The sequence below is a fragment of the Flavobacterium pectinovorum genome (assembly GCF_006438875.1).
GTDB lineage: Bacteria > Bacteroidota > Bacteroidia > Flavobacteriales > Flavobacteriaceae > Flavobacterium > Flavobacterium pectinovorum_A.
The window spans coordinates 20,978-40,196 of the sequence record NZ_RCZH01000003.1; the positions used below are offsets into that span (position 1 = coordinate 20,978).

Below are 19,219 nucleotides of genomic sequence, written 5' to 3' on the forward strand. Positions count from 1 at the left end.
GATGTTGAAATTATGGATTAATTAAAAAATTATCATTAAATCAAAAATATAATCTAACCTGTAAACACTGCGAATGAAGAAACTTTACTCACTATTATTACTTATTGTTTTCGGAATTTTATCATCAAATGCTCAAACTATTGATGAGACTTTTGTTCAGCCAACGCCTTATAAAGCAGCGAAAATTGCCGTTATAAAAGAACTTTCCGATGGTAAGATTTTACTTGGAGGACACATCCAATTCTTTAAAGAGAAAAAAGTTAGTAATCTTATCCGATTAAATGCTGATTATTCGCTCGACGAAACTTTTGTGTTTAATGGCGATCTAAACTCAGAAATTAAAGATGTCAAATTTCAAAGTAACGGAAATATTATTGTTTTAACAACTAAAGGTAATTCTGGATATGCTGATTATTTTAAACTGTATCAGCTTGATCCAAATGGTGGAATTATAAAAGAAGTTAGTACTATTTTTAATGCCACATCTATTGCAATTCAGGCCGATGATAAAATATTGGTTACCGGAGGAGCAATTGGCTACTATAATTTTACAAGTTGTTATGTGAATCGATTTAACAGTGATTTTTCTTTAGACGACACTTTCAAGAATGATTTAGCTTTTAACGGAGCAACAAACAATGTCGTAGTTTCTGGCACTGCTATATATGTGGGTGGTGCATTTACTGCTATTGATGATATTGCTAAAAATAGTCTTGTAAAATTAACTTCTGATGGCGTAATTGATACAACATTTGATGTAGGACAAGGCTCGAATGGCTCCGGTTTTTCAATGACACTTCAAGATGATGGTAAATTATTAATTGGAGGAAACTTTTTCAATACGAAAGACAATGTAACTTCAACGAGTTTAATTAGATTAAATTCTGACGGATTATTTGACGAAAGTTTTTCGACCTCTTATTCTAGTTTTGGGAGTTCTGTTATCGGTTTGAAGGATTCTTATATTTATATAGCGACACAAATACCTGTAAATGATGGAATTTCTTCTGGTACTTTTTTGGTAAGACTAAAACCTAATGGAGTTTTAGATGAAAGTTTTAATAAAATTAAATTGAATGAATTAGGTGGAAATTACTTTGTCTCAGGTTTTGCGAATGAAAAAATTTTCTACAATAACTCAGAATATACTGGGAATAAGTACGGATTATCTATTTGCGATTTAAATGGAAACATATTAGATTCTTCAGAATTAAAACCAAGTAGATATGGTAGTTTTGAAAGCGGAGGTTATTTTGACGGAAAATTGGTTGTTAAAGGAGATTTTGTAAAATTAAATGATGTTGAAACTTTTGGTATTGGATTGCTAGATGAAAACGGTTCGGTTAATCAATCGTTTATTTTTCCAAACTATTTAGGTGATATAACACAATGTCAAATTATTGATGATCAGACCATTTTTATCAGTACTAAAGAGAAATTATTAAAATTGAATAATGATGGAGAGATTCTAAAGGATTTTGATTTTAAAAGTAATTTTGATTTATATATACAACAATTTAAAGTATTGAATAATGGAAAATTTTTAATCACTTATCAATCGGGGTTGTATATGTTTAATGAAGATGGTACTCAGGAAATTGTTTATTCATTAAATTCAGATCCTAATTTTTGGATTTCAGTTATTAAATTTGATATGCAGGGCGATAAAATTATTTGTGCCGCTCAATTTGAAAGTTTTGGTGCTGGATATCGTCCAAAATCTAAGCTTATAAGATTTAATCTGGATGGTTCGATTGATAAGGAATTTAAAGCTGATTCATACACCGATGCATCTGTTACTAATTTAAATGTATTGAAGTCGGGTGAGATTGTAATTGCAGGATATTTTCTGGATTACAGCGGTACTTCAACCCCTAACCAGTTAGTAAAGCTCTCCAAAGATGGTGAGATTGATGTTAAATTCAATGAGAATCTAAAAATTCCAAAAGTAGGAATTAGCGGAGGAGAATATTACGATTATAGAAAAATTGAAGAAGTAGATTCTGTCATATATATTACGCAAGTGCCTTCAAAAGTTACGGCAATAAATCTGGATGGTACAATCAAGACTGATTTTGAAATGCCGGCTGTAATTGATAATATAACAGATATTGTTGGGGTAAAAGATGCGGAAGATAGTTCTCCAGTTTCACACAAAGCAAAATCAGTTAGTACATCTGATAATTATATGTTTGCAATTGGTACAAATAACAATAGTAATTCAAGTTCATCATCTACTATTGTTAAACTTAATCTTGGAAAATCATCAGGTTCATTATCTGTACGCCCAACACCGGAAAAACTAGCTTCAAATGTGCAGGTTTTCCCTGTTCCGGTGCAAGAGAAAGTGAGTTTATCGTTTACTAATTCGATTGTACCAAATAAGATTGCAGTTTATTCTGTAAACGGAAAGGAATTATATTCGGCTAAAGTTCAAAGTACGGATAATCTGGAAGTTGATATGTCCGGATTTGCTTCGGGAATTTACTTTATAAAGCTTTCCTCGGATTCGGGAACAATTACAAAGAAAATAGTTAAAAAATAAAAAGTAATAATAAAACCCGATAGATTTTTTAAAAAACTATCGGGTTTATTATATCAAAATCTCAGTCCCGAACCTTCGAGATAGTTCCTCAAAATCTTAGAATCTTTTTTCAAGAAATATCCTTAATAAACTCATCATATTCCAAATAGAACATTTCAAGAGCATTCATTTTTTCAAAAAAGAAATCAAAAATATCCTCCCAATTATTGCGATTACTAAAACCTACACCTTGTTTTTCGATCCAAATTCGACTAATGGTTTTACCACTTTCTAAAGTGTAGTTATTTTCGAAAACCAAATCTTTGATGAACTCTTCTTCGAGAATACTTTTTAGGGCTTCTAATTTTTCAAAATAAGCAGTTCTTTTTTCATCACTTCGGTGTTCAATGTCAATTAAAACCTGTGCTTTTTTATTGTCAACATAAAATTTAAAAGAGAAATCTTTAATTTTAGTGTCATAAAGTACCCATTTTCGTGGATATTTTTCGGCGAAAGCCACCCAAAATTCTCTTTTTATTTTCTGTGATTCTTCTTTACTGTACATTTTTATGGCTTTGAATTTAGAAAACTTGTAGAACCGCGTTTTCTAGACTATATTTATATTTTATTTTAGATTCTGTTTAAATCTTATAGATCAGAATTTTTATGAGATTATTTCTTGATAGATAAGGCAAATTTAGAAAGAATAATGAACTTATTTTTTATGAATTTAACGAAATATGGTAAAAAATAATCCGTAAAAAAGGATCATAGAAATTTTAAACGGAATTTAATAGTACAAAAATAAACTTTGATTATGGATTTTCAAGATTTTTTGCAATTTGTTCCTAATTTAATTCCAGTTGAATTACCGGCAATTGCCGCACATTTAAAAATGGCGCCTAAAGAAAGGATAGAATCCTTAAAAAATCTTGATTTTAAAGCCGAAAACCCAAGAATTGCTGCAGTAATGATGTTGTTTTATCCAAAAGAAGAAAAAACACATCTGGTTTTAATTGTCAGGAATGCTTATAATGGGGTTCATTCTTCCCAAATTGCTTTCCCGGGAGGAAAATATGAAACTACCGATGCAGATTTTGAAGAAACAGCTTTAAGAGAAACACATGAAGAAGTTGGAGTGTTGCCGGACAAAATCGAAGTAATTAAGCATTTCTCTCCAATGTATATTCCGCCCAGCAATTTTTTGGTACATCCTTTTTTGGGAATTTCAAAAGAAGAACTTTCCTTTTATCCGGATGTCAGAGAAGTTGCTGATATTATAGAATTGCCATTATCCGTTTTTTTGGATGATGAAATTATCATCGAAGCCACATTGTCAACTTCTTACGGCAATAATATAGTAGTTCCGGCATTTAATATTCAAAATCACATTGTTTGGGGAGCAACCGCAATGATTTTAAGTGAATTGAGAGATGTCCTGAAAATTACATTTGCAGAAAATTCGTAAAAACAGAAAATTAACAATTTGATATTCATTATAATAACAAATTATTTCCGAAATTGCTTTATAGTATTGCTAAAAGAATAATTTTTGTATGTTTGCGTCCTAACAAGAAAACACAATAAACAGCTATGGGATTGTTTAAACGAAATCCTTTTGGACATATATTATTCATCAAAAAATGGTTAATCCGTATTTTGGGTGCCATGACGCATAGAAGATATAGGGGATTTAATGAATTACAAATCGAAGGATCTGAAATCATTAAAACATTGCCGGATACAAATGTTTTGTTTATTTCGAATCACCAGACTTATTTTGCCGATGTTGTGGCAATGTTTCATGTGTTTAACGCAAGTTTAAGCGGACGTCAAGATACCATTAAGAACATTGGTTATTTGTGGCAGCCCAAGATGAATATTTATTATGTCGCTGCCAAAGAAACCATGCAAGCCGGTTTATTGCCAAGAATTTTAGCTTATGTTGGAGCAATTACTGTCGAAAGAACCTGGCGTGCCAAAGGTGTAGATGTTACAGAAAAACGTGATGTTAACCCAAATGATACCGAAAACATTAGAATAGCCTTAGAAGATGGCTGGGTAATTACCTTTCCACAAGGAACCACAAAATCATTTAAACCTGTTCGAAAAGGAACTGCTCATATCATAAAACAACATAGACCAATTGTAATTCCTATCGTTATTGATGGCTTCCGCCGATCGTTTGATAAAAAAGGATTACGAATGAAGAAAAAAGGAATTCTACAATCTTTCATCATCAAAGAACCTCTTGATATTGATTATGAAAACGATACAATCGAAGAAATCGTAGAAAAAGTAGAATATGCAATTGAACAGCATCCATCATTTTTAAAAGTAATTCCAGCCGAAGTAATCGAAGTAGAAGAAGAACTTAACGAAATGAGAAGATGGAGTTACAAGGCTTCAGAAAACGAACATTAGATTTTTTTGTTTCAGGTTTTATTTGTTTTAGGTTTCAAGTTTTTCCAATTGGCATCAAAAAAACCTTAGTCCCAAAGCCACTCAAAGAAAAAACCTATGAACCTTTCCTCTAAAAATCTATCTTCTTCAGTTCCTTATAATTTGCGTATAATCTACGTAATAAAGTTCCGTAAAGCAGTCTGTAAAAACACCAGAATAATCCGAAGAAACCTAATATAACCAAAATTAAAATCCCCACTGTTACCAGCATTGCTTTTCCGTCTATGGCTAGTTTTTCTCTTAAGAAAGCCATATCGGGATTGTAGACAAATGCAATGAAGAAGCTTAGAATAGCTGTCACAACAATCATTCCCAAATTATACCATACATAATACTGAACCGTTTTTCGGGTTCTTAATATCGCACTCATTAAAGATTTTGTAGCAACAGTTGTTGAAATTGTTTTGTAGTTTTTGTAGAAAATGAAAACAAAAATCAACACAACAACATAATTGAAATAAGTCAAAAATTCCAGCGCTGCAACAATTTCCGGATGATTAATTTTCTGTAAAAGATCATCAGTATTAAGAAACAAGTTTGAAAAAGTCCAAAATGAAATTTCCAAAATACTGATAATCAAAATCCACTTCACGATAGAAGATGATTTTTTGTGAATCATTTTGTAGATCTCTGTTTCAGAAATTTGCTCAAAAGAATCCGAGTTCTTTTTCCAGTCTTTTTTTAGTAAATCCAGTTCTTTCATAATAATTTTTAAGGATTTAGTATTTTTTTCAGTTTCCCTTTAATTCTGTTCATCTTCACGCGCGCATTCACTTCGCTGATTCCTAAGGTTTCGGCTATTTCTTGATAATCTTTGTCTTCTAAATACATAAATACTAATGCTTTTTCGATGTCATTAAGCTGATAAACAGCTTTATACATCAATTTAATCTGTTCTTCCTCTTCATAATTGTAATCGACATCCTTTACAAAATGCTGATGGCTTTCATATTCTACGGTCGATACGGTTCGTTTGGTTTTTCGGTATAGCGTTATGGCGGTATTTAAGGCGACACGATACGTCCATGTCGAAAATTTACTATCGCCTCTAAATTTTGGATACGCCTTCCAGAGCTGAATGGTAATCTCCTGAAACAAGTCTTTGTGAGCGTCTTCGCCGGCAGTATATAACCTACAAATCTTGTGGATTATATTCTGATTTGCCTGCAATTGCGCAACAAATGACTGTTCTAGATTTTCGCTCATAATGTATTAGTGGTATTGAAAGCGTTTTTGTTACAGATGATTTTTATTTTTTGCCATGAATTTTACAAATTTCTCGAATTATGGCTTGATTAGTAAAAGCAGAGTATTTGAAATATGTTCTTTAATCATACAAAATTCGATAATTTGTGCAATTAGTGGCAAACTTTTATAGAGGTCGATTCTTATAATAATTAACCATCAAATCTACAAATTTGCTGTAACTATCCATCCCGTCTTTCTGATTGTTTGATTTTAGGAAATTATCATAAAATATCTCAAATCCGGTTTCAATTGGAGTTTCATATTGTTTCCAGAAATCATGGCTTTCTTTATAATTTTTTAAAATTCCAACATGAACGGATTTCTTTAATTGATTAAATATTTTTTCGTTTTTAAACTTCCAGATGCTTAGACAATAGTGTAATGTAAAGCTGTATCCCGAATATTTATAGTATAAATTATCATTTTTTAGAGTAGCCAAAACGCCTATGAAATTACATTCACTTTCGCTTGCATAACCCATTTGATGCGCCATTTCGTGACAACTGGTAAGCGGAAAATTGTACATAGGCAATAAATCATTGACCTGTGCTTCATTGGTAAATGGGTTCAGATATCCGCCAAAACCCATATAGGTGAGTGGTAAGCTAAAAAGAGATTTTTTGACGCTTAAGGTTTCATATTTAAAATATGGATATTCTGCTGCTAAATTGCTGTAGCCGCTTAAATTCATCTGAAAAGCCTGATTTTGCGAATAAGGGAAAATAATTTTTGAACTGTCTTTCTTCGTAATCAGGAATTGAATTTCATTGGTTTTTGCGATTAATTTTTTGGTAAAAACCAATAATTCAGCATCCGTATATTCTCTTTTGATTTTCATTTTTTCGAAAAGAGGTTCTCTGTAATAATTGAAAGCCCAAAAAAGATGAAAGAAAAAATAAAATATAGAAAGAACACTCAAGACTTTTAAGAGGTTGTCTTTCCATTGAATCTTCCATGTTTTTCTAACTTTCCAAAACCATCTAATTACTAATAAAATCAAAATAGAATAAATACAATCACCAAAAGAAAAAGGAATTCTGCCCAAAATGATTCTCGAAAAATGTGAAATCTTCAGATACAATCCGTTGCTGTAAAAGCTTTCGATAAATTCCGGGAAATAGGGAAGAATCTTTAAAATGATAATTTGAATCAATAGAAATAAAGGAAGGATATACTTTCTTCTCACGGTTTTACTTTTGGGTTAAAAATAATAATTAAAATAGTAGTTCCCTTTCTTTTTTGTAATTTTGTTATTCAATAAAAAGAAAAATGACACAAATAACTTTAAATGTTCCAGATAATGAATTGTCATTCTTCATGCAATTAATAGAAAAATTTAATTATGAAACGGTAATTAATGAATTTTCTGTGACTGAAGAAATGAAAAATTTATTAGACGAAAGAAGATCAACATCGAAAGTCGAGGATTTTCTTCCGTGTAATGAAGCGAAAAAACAATTGCGCTTTAAATCTGGAAAATGATTTTTGAAGTTATATTGAACCAAGAGCACTTCCTGATATACAAGATGCAATCGATTATTATGAATCTAAACAAATTGGGTTAGGTGATTATTTTTATCAAGTAATTGATGAGCACATTGATACATTGACCTTAAATCCTTTCTTTCAGGTTAAATACAAAGATTATCACGGCATCCCCACGAAAAAATTCCCTTTTATTATCTTTTATTTTATTAATGAAAAGTTGAAAACAATTTATATTTTATCTGTTTTTAATACTTCATTAGATCCTGCAAAATATCCTAAATAAAATTCAACATATCAGTATTGAATCTTCACTAATTAATAATTTGCTTTATTTTTAATGGTTTAACAAAGTATTAAATATTCGTTTAATCTAATTTACTGTCCTCGTAATTTGTGCTAATTCGTGCAATTCGTGGCAAAAAAAAACAAACCTTTTCCCAGCGAAAACGATTTAAACTTGTAACTTTGGGGCTCTTAATTGTTAAACTTCAAACAAAATATAATGAGTCAGGAAATAAGAAATCTGGAGCCTAAAGCGCTATGGAATAAATTCGCCGATTTAAACGCAGTTCCGCGTCCGTCAAAGAAAGAAGAACGTGTGATTGAGTTCATGAAAGACTTTGGAAATAGCTTAAGTTTAGAAACTTTTGAAGACGATATCCGAAATGTAATTATCCGTAAACCGGCAACTCCGGGAATGGAAAATCGTAAAGCAATCGTAATGCAGGGACATCTTGATATGGTGCACCAAAAAAATGCAGATACCATTTTTGATTTCGATACCCAGGGAATTGATATGTATGTAGATGGTGACTGGGTTCGTGCGCGTGGTACAACTCTTGGCGCTGATAATGGACTTGGAGTAGCGACAATTATGGCTATTTTAGAAAGCAAAGATATACCGCATCCGGCAATCGAAGCATTGTTTACAATCGACGAAGAAACTGGAATGACAGGAGCTTTAAATTTAAAAGGAGGAATTCTTCAAGGTCAGATTTTGTTGAATTTAGATACAGAAGAAGATGATGAAATTGATATCGGTTGTGCTGGTGGAATCGATGTAACGGCTACCAGAAACTATCATGAAGAAGAAGTTCCGGAAGGATCAGTTGGTCATATTATTACTGTAAAAGGTTTAAATGGCGGACATTCAGGAATGGATATCAACAAAGGTTTAGGAAATGCCAATAAAATCATGAACCGCTTGTTATTTGATGCTTTTGAAAACTTTGGTTTACAAGTATCTGAAATTAATGGTGGAAGTTTACGTAATGCAATTCCAAGAGAAAGTGTTGCAAAAGTGATTATTTCTGAGATGTTTGATGAAGCCTATATTTTTGATATGCAGGAAATTATCAATGATATTAAAACGGAGTATAAAACAACAGAACCAAACTTATCTATCGAAATCGTAAAATGCGATACTCCTGAAAAAGTCATGGATTTAGGTGTTCAGGAAGGAATTATCCGTGCTATTTATGCTGCTCAAAATGGTGTTTACAGAATGAGCGCTGATATGGATGATTTGGTTGAAACTTCAAACAACATTGCAAGAGTTATTGTAAAAGATGGTGAAATATTGGTTGGATGTTTAACACGTTCTTCTGTGGAAACTTCAAAATTTGATTTGGCTAATTCTCTTCGTTCGGCTTTTGAATTAGTAGGTTGCGAAGTAGAACTTTCAGGTTCTTATCCAGGTTGGACGCCAAACGTAAATTCTGAAATACTAGATATTTTGGTAGGAATTTATGAGAAACAAAATAATGAAAAACCTAAAGTTGTTGCTTGTCACGCTGGTTTAGAATGTGGAATCTTAGGAACAAATTATCCTGATATGGATATGATCTCTTTTGGACCAACCATTCATGGTGCTCATTCACCAGACGAAAGAGCAAGTATTTCATCTGCTCAAAAATATTGGAAATTTGTATTAGAAATTCTTTCAAATATTCCGGTTAAATAGAGTAATCAGTTTTCAGTCCCAGTTTTCAGTCTCAATAGAACTGAAAACTATAAACTGCGACTGTAAGCTAAAAAATAAAGTGTCAGTTTTCAGTCTCAGTTTTCAGTCTCAATAGAACTGAAAACTATAAACTGCGACTGTAAGCTAAAAAATAAAGTAATCAGTTGTCAGTCACAGTTTTCATCCTTAATAGCACTGAAAACTGCGACTGCGACTGAAAACTATTAACTGCGACTGAAAACTAATCTCTCTTAGGAGAATTTTTCTTTTCTCGTTTTTCTTCCTTCTTTTCTTTAGCCGTTTTTAACGGTTCTTTTTTTGCTGTTTTTTTAGCATCTTGACTCTTTGCCATCTTTTCTTAATTTAGTTATTTAATTTATTTTCAAGTAAATATAAGTTCTATTTTTGATTTATATTAATTATTTTGCTGATAGATTTCAATTGAGTCTTTCGCAAGCCTTTGTTTAAGCCATAATTTCATTTTTTGTTGTGTTTGCAAATCCATACCTTTTTTGCTTTGATAAAGAATTACCGGAATTGTTTTTGGCTTATTCGCATCATTTTCAACTGTATAATTTCCAATTGCAAGAGAAGTTATTGTTGGAAATAATATTTTAGCTTCGGCACTAATTTGATTGTTGTTGAATTGATATTGTGATAATTGAGTCCGAAGATTATTGATTATAATATCTTTCTGATCCACTACACTTTGATTGCTATTGATTTGATTCATGATATCCTTTCTTAAATTGACAGTATCTTGTCTGATAATCAATTTTGTGTTGGGTAAATCATAACTATTCAGTTTTTTATTAAGATCAGTAATTTCACTATCACTGAATTTTTTGGCTAAAAAGGCTAATTCAATTCTTTTAGGAGCTGTATTATATCTTATTTTTTTATAAATAATAGGGTAATCATTATCTAGAAATTCTTTTTGTATAAAAATTTCTGTTTTAGAATTATAGCTTTTTTGGATGTATAATTGGTATGCAAAATAAATACTTGGAACAATTAAAAGTAAAATTAGAATTGTAATGCCATATTTTACTCGTTTTTGATGTTTTAGATCTAATTGTTTCGCAATTGGATAATTCAAGTATTTTACAATTATAAAAGTTGCAATACAGATAAATACACAATTGATAGTGTAAAGGTATAAAGCACCAAAAAAATAGAGATAATTGCCTAAAGCCAAACCATAGCCGGCAGTACAAAGTGGCGGCATCAGAGCGGTTGCAATAGCAACACCGGGAATTGGATTTCCTTTTTCGACACGAGTTACTGCGATTACACCCACCAAACCTCCAAAAAAGGCAATTAATATATCGTAAATATTTGGAGAAGTTCTGGCTAATAATTCAGATTGTGCTTCTTTAAAAGGGCTTATATAAAAATAAAAGGTCGACGTAATTAAACTTACAACTGTTGCGATCAATAAGTTTTTGACTGATTTTTTCACAAGTTCAAAATCATACATTCCCAGTCCGAAACCTGCACCTACGATTGGTCCCATTAATGGCGAAATTAACATCGCGCCAATAATTACAGCTGTCGAATTAACATTTAATCCTACAGAAGCAATAATAATAGCACAAGCCAAAATCCAAATATTAGAACCTCTGAAAGATATGGCACTTGTGATGTTTTCTATTACTAATTTTTTATTTTCTTCGCCTTTGTGAAGATCAATAAAGTTTAGAATTTTTTGAGTAAAATCTGTCATTGTATTCTATGTGATTATAATCGAGATTTAAATTTCGATAGAAGTAAGGAAATCTAATTTAGTCAAAAAAAACGTTAAATGCTACATTTATTAAGGTAAGTATAAAACAGAAACAAAAGTCTAATTTTATTATTTCGAAAAAAAATGCATAAAAAAATCCTCAACTTTAAGATTGAGGATTTATATATTTTGAATTGAAAGTAAAGTTTAATTCCTTTTTAGGACTTTATATTGTTCGTAACAACCGCTAATTGCGTCCATAATCTGCAAATCATTAGCTGTTTGTATAAAGGAATCAGAATAATTACAACGCTGTAAAATTTCAGGAATTTCGTCTTTGCTAATGCCTAAAAGCACAGAAATAGTTTCACGATCATACTTTGATTCTAATAAATTTCGAATCGTATCGTCCTTCTTCATTTCCTTTAATTTCTTGAGTTCTTTTCCGTTTTTTCCGAAGAAACCATAAAGTACATCGGCAGGATTAAAGATAGATCCTAATACTTTTCCAAAAGCATTTGGAGAATATTCACCAGCTTCATAACCTTGCGTAAGGCCAGAAATACTGTAACGATAGTTTTCTTTGGTTGGAATTAATTTTGAATCGACTTCAAGATAGCCGGTTAGGTTAAACGGAGCAATGATTACTTCTTCAAGTGCAATTGCTTTTTCAGTAAGCTGAATTCGCGTTACTTTATTTTTTATCCAGTCATTTGTAACTCTGATTCGAAGAGATTGAAATCCAAGTATAGAAAAATGAATCGTATCATTTGGCTGTACATCAATTTCAAAATATCCTTTAGCATCAGACTTCGCGCCCCGTACTTTGTTTGTGTTGATGACATTTACGTTAGCAAGTGGCTGTTTACTATTATCATTAATGATGTAACCGGAAACTCTTTGTGGTACTGTAGACTCAACGTCCTGAGCAAAAGAGATGGTCGTAGATAGTAAAGTAAAAAAGAAAACTGCGAAATATTTCATATCCTGATTTAAAGCTCTAAAAGTAGTAAATCGGGATTAAATATTTCGCAGTCTTCGAATATAATTATCAGAAAATTAACAAAGGAAGCAGTGTTACTTTTGGTATTTAAATAAAAAGGGATGCAAAAGATTAAATTAGATCGTTTTGAATTGCAAAACGCATTCAGAGAGAATTATTCATAATATAAAAAAAATCCCAAGTTCCAATTAGTTTGGAATTTGGGATTTTGTATTTTAAGATATTAAATTATTAATCTCTTCTTGGTCTTCTTGGTCTTGGCGAATCACCAAAGCTTTCAGAACGTCTTGGTGCTCTATCAGAACCACCTTCTGTTCTTGGAGCTGAATTTCTAAAACCACCTTCTCTTGGAGCAGAATTTCTGTCGCTTCTGAAACCACCTTCTCTAGGAGCAGAGTTTCTGTCGCTTCTGAATCCGCCACCACCAGAACCTTCACGTCTTGGAGCAAAACTTCCTTCGCGTCTTGGAGCAGAACTACGTCCACCTCCGCCACCGCTGCGGCCATTATGGTCACGTCTTCCGCCACCATCATTTTTAGAAATTTCAACATTAATACGACGTCCTTCTAATTGTACGTTGTTTAATACTTCCATTACTTTGTCAGTATGCTCAGGATCAGTGTTAAAGAAAGAGAAACCTTCTTTTACATCTACTTTGAAAACGTCATCACGACCTAAGTCTAATGTTTCTTTCAAGTAATCTTTAAGTGACATCCAATCGAAGTTGTCTCTTGAACCGATGTTTACAAAATAACGAACTGCTCCGTTATTATTGAATTCTCTTGGCTCAGAATCAGTTCTTTCACGTCTTTCAGAACCTGAAGACTGATTAGAAATATCTCTGTTCTTTTTGTAGTAAGCAATAAAACGGTTAAATTCTACTGAAACCATTTTCTTGATCAACTCTTCTTTAGATAAACCTTCAAGAACACTGTTGATTGCTGGTAAATAGTTGTCAATTTCGTGATCAACTTCAGTATCTTTAATTTTATTTGCTAAGTGCAATAATTGAATTTCGCAGATTTCAATTCCGGAAGGAATTGTTTTCTCTTCAAATTTTTGTTTGATAATTCTTTCGATAGAAGAAATCTTACGTAATTCACTTTTAGTAACGATTACGATAGAAGTTCCTAATTTTCCAGCTCTACCAGTACGTCCTGAACGGTGATTGTAAGTTTCAATTTCGTCAGGTAATTGGTAGTTTACAACGTGTGTAATACTATCAACATCAATACCACGTGCAGCAACGTCAGTTGCAACAAGCATTTGAATTTGTCTTCCACGGAAAGATTTCATTACACCATCACGTTGTGCCTGAGATAAATCTCCGTGCAAAGCAGCAGCGCTGTATCCATCTTCGATTAATTTTTCAGCTACAGCTTGTGTATCTCTTTTAGTACGACAGAAAACTACAGAGAAAATGTCTGGATTAGCATCGGCTAAACGTTTCAAAGCCTCGTAACGATCACGTGCATTAACTAAGTAAAATTCGTGAGATACAGTTGAAGAACCTGAGTTTTTAGCTCCAACAGTAATTTCTAATGGATCATGCATGAATTGTTTTGCAATTCTTGCAACCTCTTGTGGCATAGTTGCAGAGAACAACCATGTACTTTTTTCGTCTGGAGATGTAGATAGGATGTTTACGATATCTTCGTAGAAACCCATGTTCAACATTTCGTCAGCCTCATCAAGAATACAATAGTTGATTTGAGAAATGTTTACCAATCCTCTGTTAATCATATCTTGCATTCTACCTGGAGTAGCCACAATAATTTGTGCTCCTCTTTTTATGTCTCTAGCTTGTTCTGTTATACTAGCACCACCGTAAACTGCAACTACATTAATACCTTTTTCGTATTTAGAGTAGTTTTTAATTTCGTTAGTAATTTGCAAACAAAGCTCGCGGGTTGGAGATAAAATTAATGCTTGTGTATTTCTGTTGTTGGCATCAATTTTCTGAATTAGCGGAAAACCAAAAGCTGCCGTTTTCCCTGTCCCTGTCTGAGCCAACGCAACCATATCTGTGTCTTTTTCCAATAATAGGGGAATCGCTTTCTCCTGTACTTCGGTCGGATTTTCAAATCCTAGATCTAAAATCGCCTTCAGTAACGATTCACTCAATCCTAATTGTTCAAATTTATTCATATGTGTATTTAAAATAGGGTGCAAAATTACTGTTAATTATTCAGATAAACTAATGCTATTTTAAGAATTATGTATTTGTTATGATTTGATTATCAAAAAGTTATGTTTAATGTAAAATGATTTTCATTACATACGGAAGAAATTTCCGCGAAAAAACGTCGTGAAATATAAAAATTGCACTCCAAAATGTTGTATTTTAAACAATTACTTTGTTGTGTTCAGGAAATCAATTAGTTGCTGAGTTGCTTTTCCGCGATGACCAATTTTATTTTTGATTTCCAAGGGTAACTCGGCAAAAGTTTCTGTATAATTTTCAGGTTGAAATATAGGATCATATCCAAAACCTTGATTTCCTGTTTTTTCCAAAGTAATATTTCCTTTTACAATTCCGGTAAACAAATGTTGTTCTCCTTTTATATTTAAAGCAATAACGGTCTTGAACTGTGCGCTGCGATCTTCTTTGTTTTTTAAACCATCCAAAAGTTTGTTCATATTATCATCAGCATTGCGCTGTTTGCCCGCATATCTTGCCGAATATACACCCGGTTCTCCGTTTAAAGCCGTAACTTCCAGACCCGAATCATCAGCAAAACAATCATAACCATATTTCTCCCTTACATAATTGGCTTTCAAAATTGCATTTCCTTCAATAGTGTCCGCAGTTTCTTCTATTTCTTCAAAACAGCCAATATCTTCAAGACTTAATAATTGTATTGATCCGTTTAGGATACTTTGGATTTCTTTTATTTTGTTTTGATTATTTGATGCGAAAACAAGTTTCATAATATTGAATTTAAAGGTACGACTATTTTTGAAACACAAATTTAGAATTCTTATATTTGATAGTCGCCCAAAAAATAAAATAAATGGAGGTATCCACATTATATAAAAAAATAACACCTTTTGTCAGACCGTACCGAAAAATGGTAATAGCAACTTTGCTGCTTACTTTTTTAGGTTCATTTGCTGCACAGGTAAACGCCTTAATAATAAAGTATACCGTTGATAAGATTAGTAATTTAATGGTTGCGCATGAACCATTGTCAAAAGGGTTTCATTTATTAGGGATTATAAGTATCGTTTTGCTTACTAAAGAATTGATTTCTTCAGTAGTTCAATTTGGACAGAAATTTTATGGAGAAAAACTGCGGATCTTTATAACTCGTGATATTTCTCAAACTATTGTAGAGAAAATTCTAAGTTATAGAATGGAGTTTTATACGTCAGGCGAAAATGAAAGCGGAAAACTTCAGACCAGAATTGATTTAGGAATTAGCAGTTTGACAAAATTGGTTCAGAATTTCTTCATAGATATTATGCCTTTGTTTGCCAATGCCTTTGTGGCTTTGATATTAATGTTTTATGCCAATATATATGTTGGTTTGGTGAGTTTGTGTATTATTCCGATTTATTTTTACGTAAGTCAATTGCAAGCCAGTAAATTAAGTGGTTTTAGAAGAAGAATGCGTAACTATCGTGAAACAAAGAACAACGGAATCATCAGTTTAATAGAATCCATAACGGTAATTAAGTCTTTTGTTAGAGAGCCAATGGAAGCAGATCGGCATCAAAAAATTCAGTTTGAAATGACCGAGAATCAATTGGCGACCAGAAAAACCAGTTTCATTTTTGAAAGTATAAAAGGTTTTATTGAACAAATAGGAGTAGTAATTATCATTATCCTTACCGCTTATTTTGTCTTGAATAATAAGATGACTATTGGTGCAATCATGTTTCATATTATGTTGTTCAACAATGTTTCGTCTCCAATCAGGCAATTGCATCGTATTTATGATGAAGTAAATGATGCTTTGATTTATTCCGAAGGATTTTTCGATATTTTAGAATCTGAAAATGAAAAAGAAACCAGCGGAGATTATATTCCTGAAAAAATAACCGGATTGATTGAAGTTAAAAATGTTGATTTTGCTTATCCAAATGGCACAAAAGCACTTTCGGATATTAATTTTACTATAAGATCTAATGAAACCACTGCTTTGGTTGGTTTAAGCGGTGCCGGAAAAAGTACTATTATTAATTTGCTGGATAAGTTTTATCTGCCTTCCTCTGGGGAAATTTATTTAGATGGAGTAGACTTAAATGATTATAATACTGACTTTCTGCGAAAAAATATTGGATTGGTTTTGCAAAAGAATCACATTTTTAAGGGAACAATTGCAGAGAATATTCTCTATGGAAATCCGGATGCTTCAAATCTCGAAGTTATAGATGCTGCGAAACAAGCTTATATACATGAACAGATTGTGCAATTGCCTAAAGGATATGATTCTGATGCGCATTTGCTTTCGGGCGGACAACAACAACGAATTGCTATTGCCCGATTATTTTTGAAAAATCCGCCAATCATTTTCTTAGATGAACCTACAGCAAGTTTGGATGCTATTGCTACAGAGCAAATAAAGAAATCATTAGATGCGATAAAAAAAGACAGAACGGTGATTATTATTTCGCATAGTATTTCTCAGATTATTGACGCTTCACACATTATTGTTTTAGAGAAAGGAAAATGCATAGAACAAGGTGCACATGAGGAGCTTTACGATAATAAATCGGTGTATTATGAAATATTTACGGCGATGGCAAATAGTTTAAATATTGATAAGATTACACAGACGCTTGATTAATTAGAGCGATGATGCAAACGTCTACATCGCGATCTTTGTCAAAGTTTTAAACCAAAGGTGTAAGGAACTTTGTAAAAGCTTATGTTCAAAGCGAGTCTGCGTGTTTTTGTCATTTCGACCGAAGGGAGAAATCACATAAAGTAGCTCAGCAACAGTGCGTTATCCCCGTGTGTGATTTCTCCCTTCGGTCGAAATGACAAGATTGTGGTTATTTTGTGTAAAATGTTTTTTTTTAATCTTTGTCAAAAGCTAAAATTAAAGTTCCTTACACTCTTGGTTTTAAACTTTGACAAAGGTAGCCGTCAACAAGATGTTCTTGATGAAGTTACATCTACACACGATTAATGTATTTCAAAACAATTTTTTCAATAGAAAAAGCAAAGAAAATCCCAAAAGTATAAGCAAGAATATCACTCCACAAAAAACCTTGCCCAAGAACATATCTTCCAAAAAGTGTTTTTCTAAGTTCGATCATCCAATTTCCCTGATAAAGTTGCAAAAATTCGATACTATAACATATTAATAAGGAAGTCATTATAATGTATAAGGCTTTTTTGTCTGTAAATACAATTCGTACCAATAAATAAATCATGACAGCATATAGAAAATCGCCAGTAATTAAAGGTATTTGCGGAATTCGCCTTGACATAATTCCGAAAAAAATTGTCATTAGAAATAAAAGGAAATAATAGATTCTGGATTTCTTCAAGATTTAACTTTGATTGGGATTATTAGTACTTTTTTAGGTAAACAAAAATACAAAGATTCGGATTCGTTCCAGTTATTTTATAAATTTATCGATTCTATAAACTTCTATCAAAAAATAACCACATGAATACAAGATTTACTATGCTGATTTTGACTTTGTTTCTTTTAGGAAATATAGGTTATTCTCAAAAAGATAATTCATTTAATATAAAAAAGCAGTTCGAATATTGTGCAAATCAGGCTTCTCAGACTTTAAAAGTGATTCCAAATGATGGAACTTCTCCAAGAAGTATTGCCACAGGAAGCAAAGAATGGAAATTTGTTGATTATAAAGATTGGACAAGTGGTTTTTGGCCGGGAGAATTATGGTATTTATATGAAGCAACGGGAGATAAAAAATGGGAGAAAGAAGCCGATAAATTTAGCCAGTTTTTAAAGCCATTGTCGGTAAGCAAAGCAAACGATCACGATTTGGGTTTTCAGGTTTTTAATAGTTTTGGAAACGGATATCGATTGACTAAGAATCCGGAATACAAAGATATTATCCTTAAAACAGCCGATACTCTGGCAACGCTTTTTAATCCAAAAGTGGGAACGATTCAGTCTTGGCCTCATAATAAAATGGGTGGTCACAATACGATTATCGATAATATGATGAACTTAGAATTGCTTTTTTGGGCTTCTAAAAATGGTGGAAATAAAAAGCTTTATGATATTGCAGTAAAACATGCCGAAACTACGATGAATAATCATTTCAGACCTGATTATTCCTCTTATCATGTTGTAATTTACGATTATGAAACGGGTAAAAAAATAAAAGGAAGAACCGCACAAGGTTATAGCGACGACAGTATGTGGGCGAGAGGTCAGGCTTGGGCAATTTATGGTTTTACAATGGTTTACAGAGAAACAAAAAATCCTAAATTTTTAGATTTTGCTCATAAAGTAGCACGTGTATATTTAGATAGATTGACAACCGATGATTTAATTCCGTATTGGGATTTTAATGCTCCCGGAATTCCAAATGAGCCAAGAGATGCTTCTGCAGCTGCGATTGTTTCTTCGGCTCTTATTGAATTGAGTTCTTATACAAAAGATAAAACTTTGAAAAATGAATATCTGACAAAATCTAAAAAAATGATTGTTTCGCTTTCGGATCATTATCAAAGTCACGATGTTAACTCTGCTTTTTTGCTTCATTCAACAGGACATAAACCTGCAGGAAGCGAAATTGATTGTTCTATAAATTATGCAGATTATTATTATCTTGAAGCACTTTTAAGACTTCAAAAACTAAAATAAA

General features: G+C 32.2%; 16 protein-coding genes. 7 read left to right on the forward strand and 9 right to left on the reverse strand.

From position 1 onward, the window contains the following. Window positions 1–73 precede the first annotated feature (73 nt). Complete coding sequence (locus tag EAH81_RS04480) at window positions 74–2,545, forward strand: T9SS type A sorting domain-containing protein (protein ID WP_140504221.1); 2,472 nt, start codon at window positions 74–76, stop codon at window positions 2,543–2,545. Window positions 2,546–2,654: 109 nt separating this feature from the next. Here the strand turns inward: EAH81_RS04480 and EAH81_RS04485 are convergent, their stop codons facing one another. Continuing rightward, window positions 2,655–3,089, reverse strand: coding sequence for a DUF4268 domain-containing protein (locus tag EAH81_RS04485; RefSeq protein WP_140504223.1), 435 nt, complete (start codon window positions 3,087–3,089; stop codon window positions 2,655–2,657). Window positions 3,090–3,341: 252 nt separating this feature from the next. Between EAH81_RS04485 and EAH81_RS04490 the strand changes: the two genes are divergently transcribed. After that, entirely contained in the window at window positions 3,342–3,992 is a 651-nt protein-coding gene (locus EAH81_RS04490) for an NUDIX hydrolase (RefSeq protein ID WP_140504225.1), read from the forward strand. A 125-nt stretch (window positions 3,993–4,117) separates the two neighbouring features. Continuing rightward, entirely contained in the window at window positions 4,118–4,948 is an 831-nt protein-coding gene (locus EAH81_RS04495) for a lysophospholipid acyltransferase family protein (RefSeq protein ID WP_140504227.1), read from the forward strand. Window positions 4,949–5,057: 109 nt separating this feature from the next. On the opposite strand, the gene EAH81_RS04500 is transcribed toward EAH81_RS04495, so the two are convergent. The 3 genes from EAH81_RS04500 to EAH81_RS04510 all read right to left on the reverse strand — a co-directional run bounded on the left by EAH81_RS04500 (window position 5,058) and on the right by EAH81_RS04510 (window position 7,421). After that, on the reverse strand, window positions 5,058–5,690 hold the full coding sequence (locus EAH81_RS04500; RefSeq protein WP_140504229.1) for a hypothetical protein: 633 nt from the start codon (window positions 5,688–5,690) through the stop codon (window positions 5,058–5,060). An 8-nt stretch (window positions 5,691–5,698) separates the two neighbouring features. After that, window positions 5,699–6,193: an RNA polymerase sigma factor gene (locus tag EAH81_RS04505; RefSeq protein WP_068843197.1), complete on the reverse strand. Its 495-nt coding sequence runs from the start codon at window positions 6,191–6,193 to the stop codon at window positions 5,699–5,701. Window positions 6,194–6,359: 166 nt separating this feature from the next. Next, window positions 6,360–7,421, reverse strand: coding sequence for a DUF3810 domain-containing protein (locus EAH81_RS04510; RefSeq protein WP_140504231.1), 1,062 nt, complete (start codon window positions 7,419–7,421; stop codon window positions 6,360–6,362). A gap of 83 nt (window positions 7,422–7,504) precedes the next feature. On the opposite strand from EAH81_RS04510, the gene EAH81_RS04515 reads away from it, so the two are divergent. Both EAH81_RS04515 and EAH81_RS04525 read left to right on the forward strand, forming a co-directional pair. Beyond that, entirely contained in the window at window positions 7,505–7,717 is a 213-nt protein-coding gene (locus EAH81_RS04515) for a hypothetical protein (protein WP_140504233.1), read from the forward strand. A 508-nt stretch (window positions 7,718–8,225) separates the two neighbouring features. Beyond that, the gene (locus EAH81_RS04525) at window positions 8,226–9,686 is read left to right on the forward strand and encodes an aminoacyl-histidine dipeptidase (protein WP_140504235.1); all 1,461 of its coding nucleotides are present in this window, start codon (window positions 8,226–8,228) and stop codon (window positions 9,684–9,686) included. A 415-nt stretch (window positions 9,687–10,101) separates the two neighbouring features. On the opposite strand, the gene EAH81_RS04535 is transcribed toward EAH81_RS04525, so the two are convergent. From EAH81_RS04535 to EAH81_RS04550, 4 genes are all read right to left on the reverse strand, one after another. Beyond that, on the reverse strand, window positions 10,102–11,412 hold the full coding sequence (locus EAH81_RS04535) for a TIGR00341 family protein (protein ID WP_140504237.1): 1,311 nt from the start codon (window positions 11,410–11,412) through the stop codon (window positions 10,102–10,104). 207 nt (window positions 11,413–11,619) lie between these two features. Further along, complete coding sequence (locus EAH81_RS04540; protein ID WP_140504239.1) at window positions 11,620–12,396, reverse strand: carboxypeptidase-like regulatory domain-containing protein; 777 nt, start codon at window positions 12,394–12,396, stop codon at window positions 11,620–11,622. Between the two features lie 250 nt (window positions 12,397–12,646). Continuing rightward, window positions 12,647–14,563, reverse strand: a complete 1,917-nt coding sequence (locus EAH81_RS04545; protein ID WP_140504241.1) for a DEAD/DEAH box helicase — start codon at window positions 14,561–14,563, stop codon at window positions 12,647–12,649. A 204-nt stretch (window positions 14,564–14,767) separates the two neighbouring features. Next, window positions 14,768–15,346: a non-canonical purine NTP diphosphatase gene (locus EAH81_RS04550; RefSeq protein WP_140504243.1), complete on the reverse strand. Its 579-nt coding sequence runs from the start codon at window positions 15,344–15,346 to the stop codon at window positions 14,768–14,770. A gap of 83 nt (window positions 15,347–15,429) precedes the next feature. Between EAH81_RS04550 and EAH81_RS04555 the strand changes: the two genes are divergently transcribed. Beyond that, on the forward strand, window positions 15,430–17,208 hold the full coding sequence (locus EAH81_RS04555; protein WP_140504245.1) for an ABC transporter ATP-binding protein: 1,779 nt from the start codon (window positions 15,430–15,432) through the stop codon (window positions 17,206–17,208). Between the two features lie 331 nt (window positions 17,209–17,539). On the opposite strand, the gene EAH81_RS04560 is transcribed toward EAH81_RS04555, so the two are convergent. Further along, window positions 17,540–17,878, reverse strand: a complete 339-nt coding sequence (locus EAH81_RS04560) for a DUF2809 domain-containing protein (RefSeq protein ID WP_241676510.1) — start codon at window positions 17,876–17,878, stop codon at window positions 17,540–17,542. Window positions 17,879–18,039: 161 nt separating this feature from the next. On the opposite strand from EAH81_RS04560, the gene EAH81_RS04565 reads away from it, so the two are divergent. Then, window positions 18,040–19,218 (forward strand): glycoside hydrolase family 88 protein, encoded by a 1,179-nt coding sequence (locus EAH81_RS04565; protein ID WP_140504249.1) that lies wholly within the window; start codon window positions 18,040–18,042, stop codon window positions 19,216–19,218. Window position 19,219 lies beyond the last annotated feature (1 nt).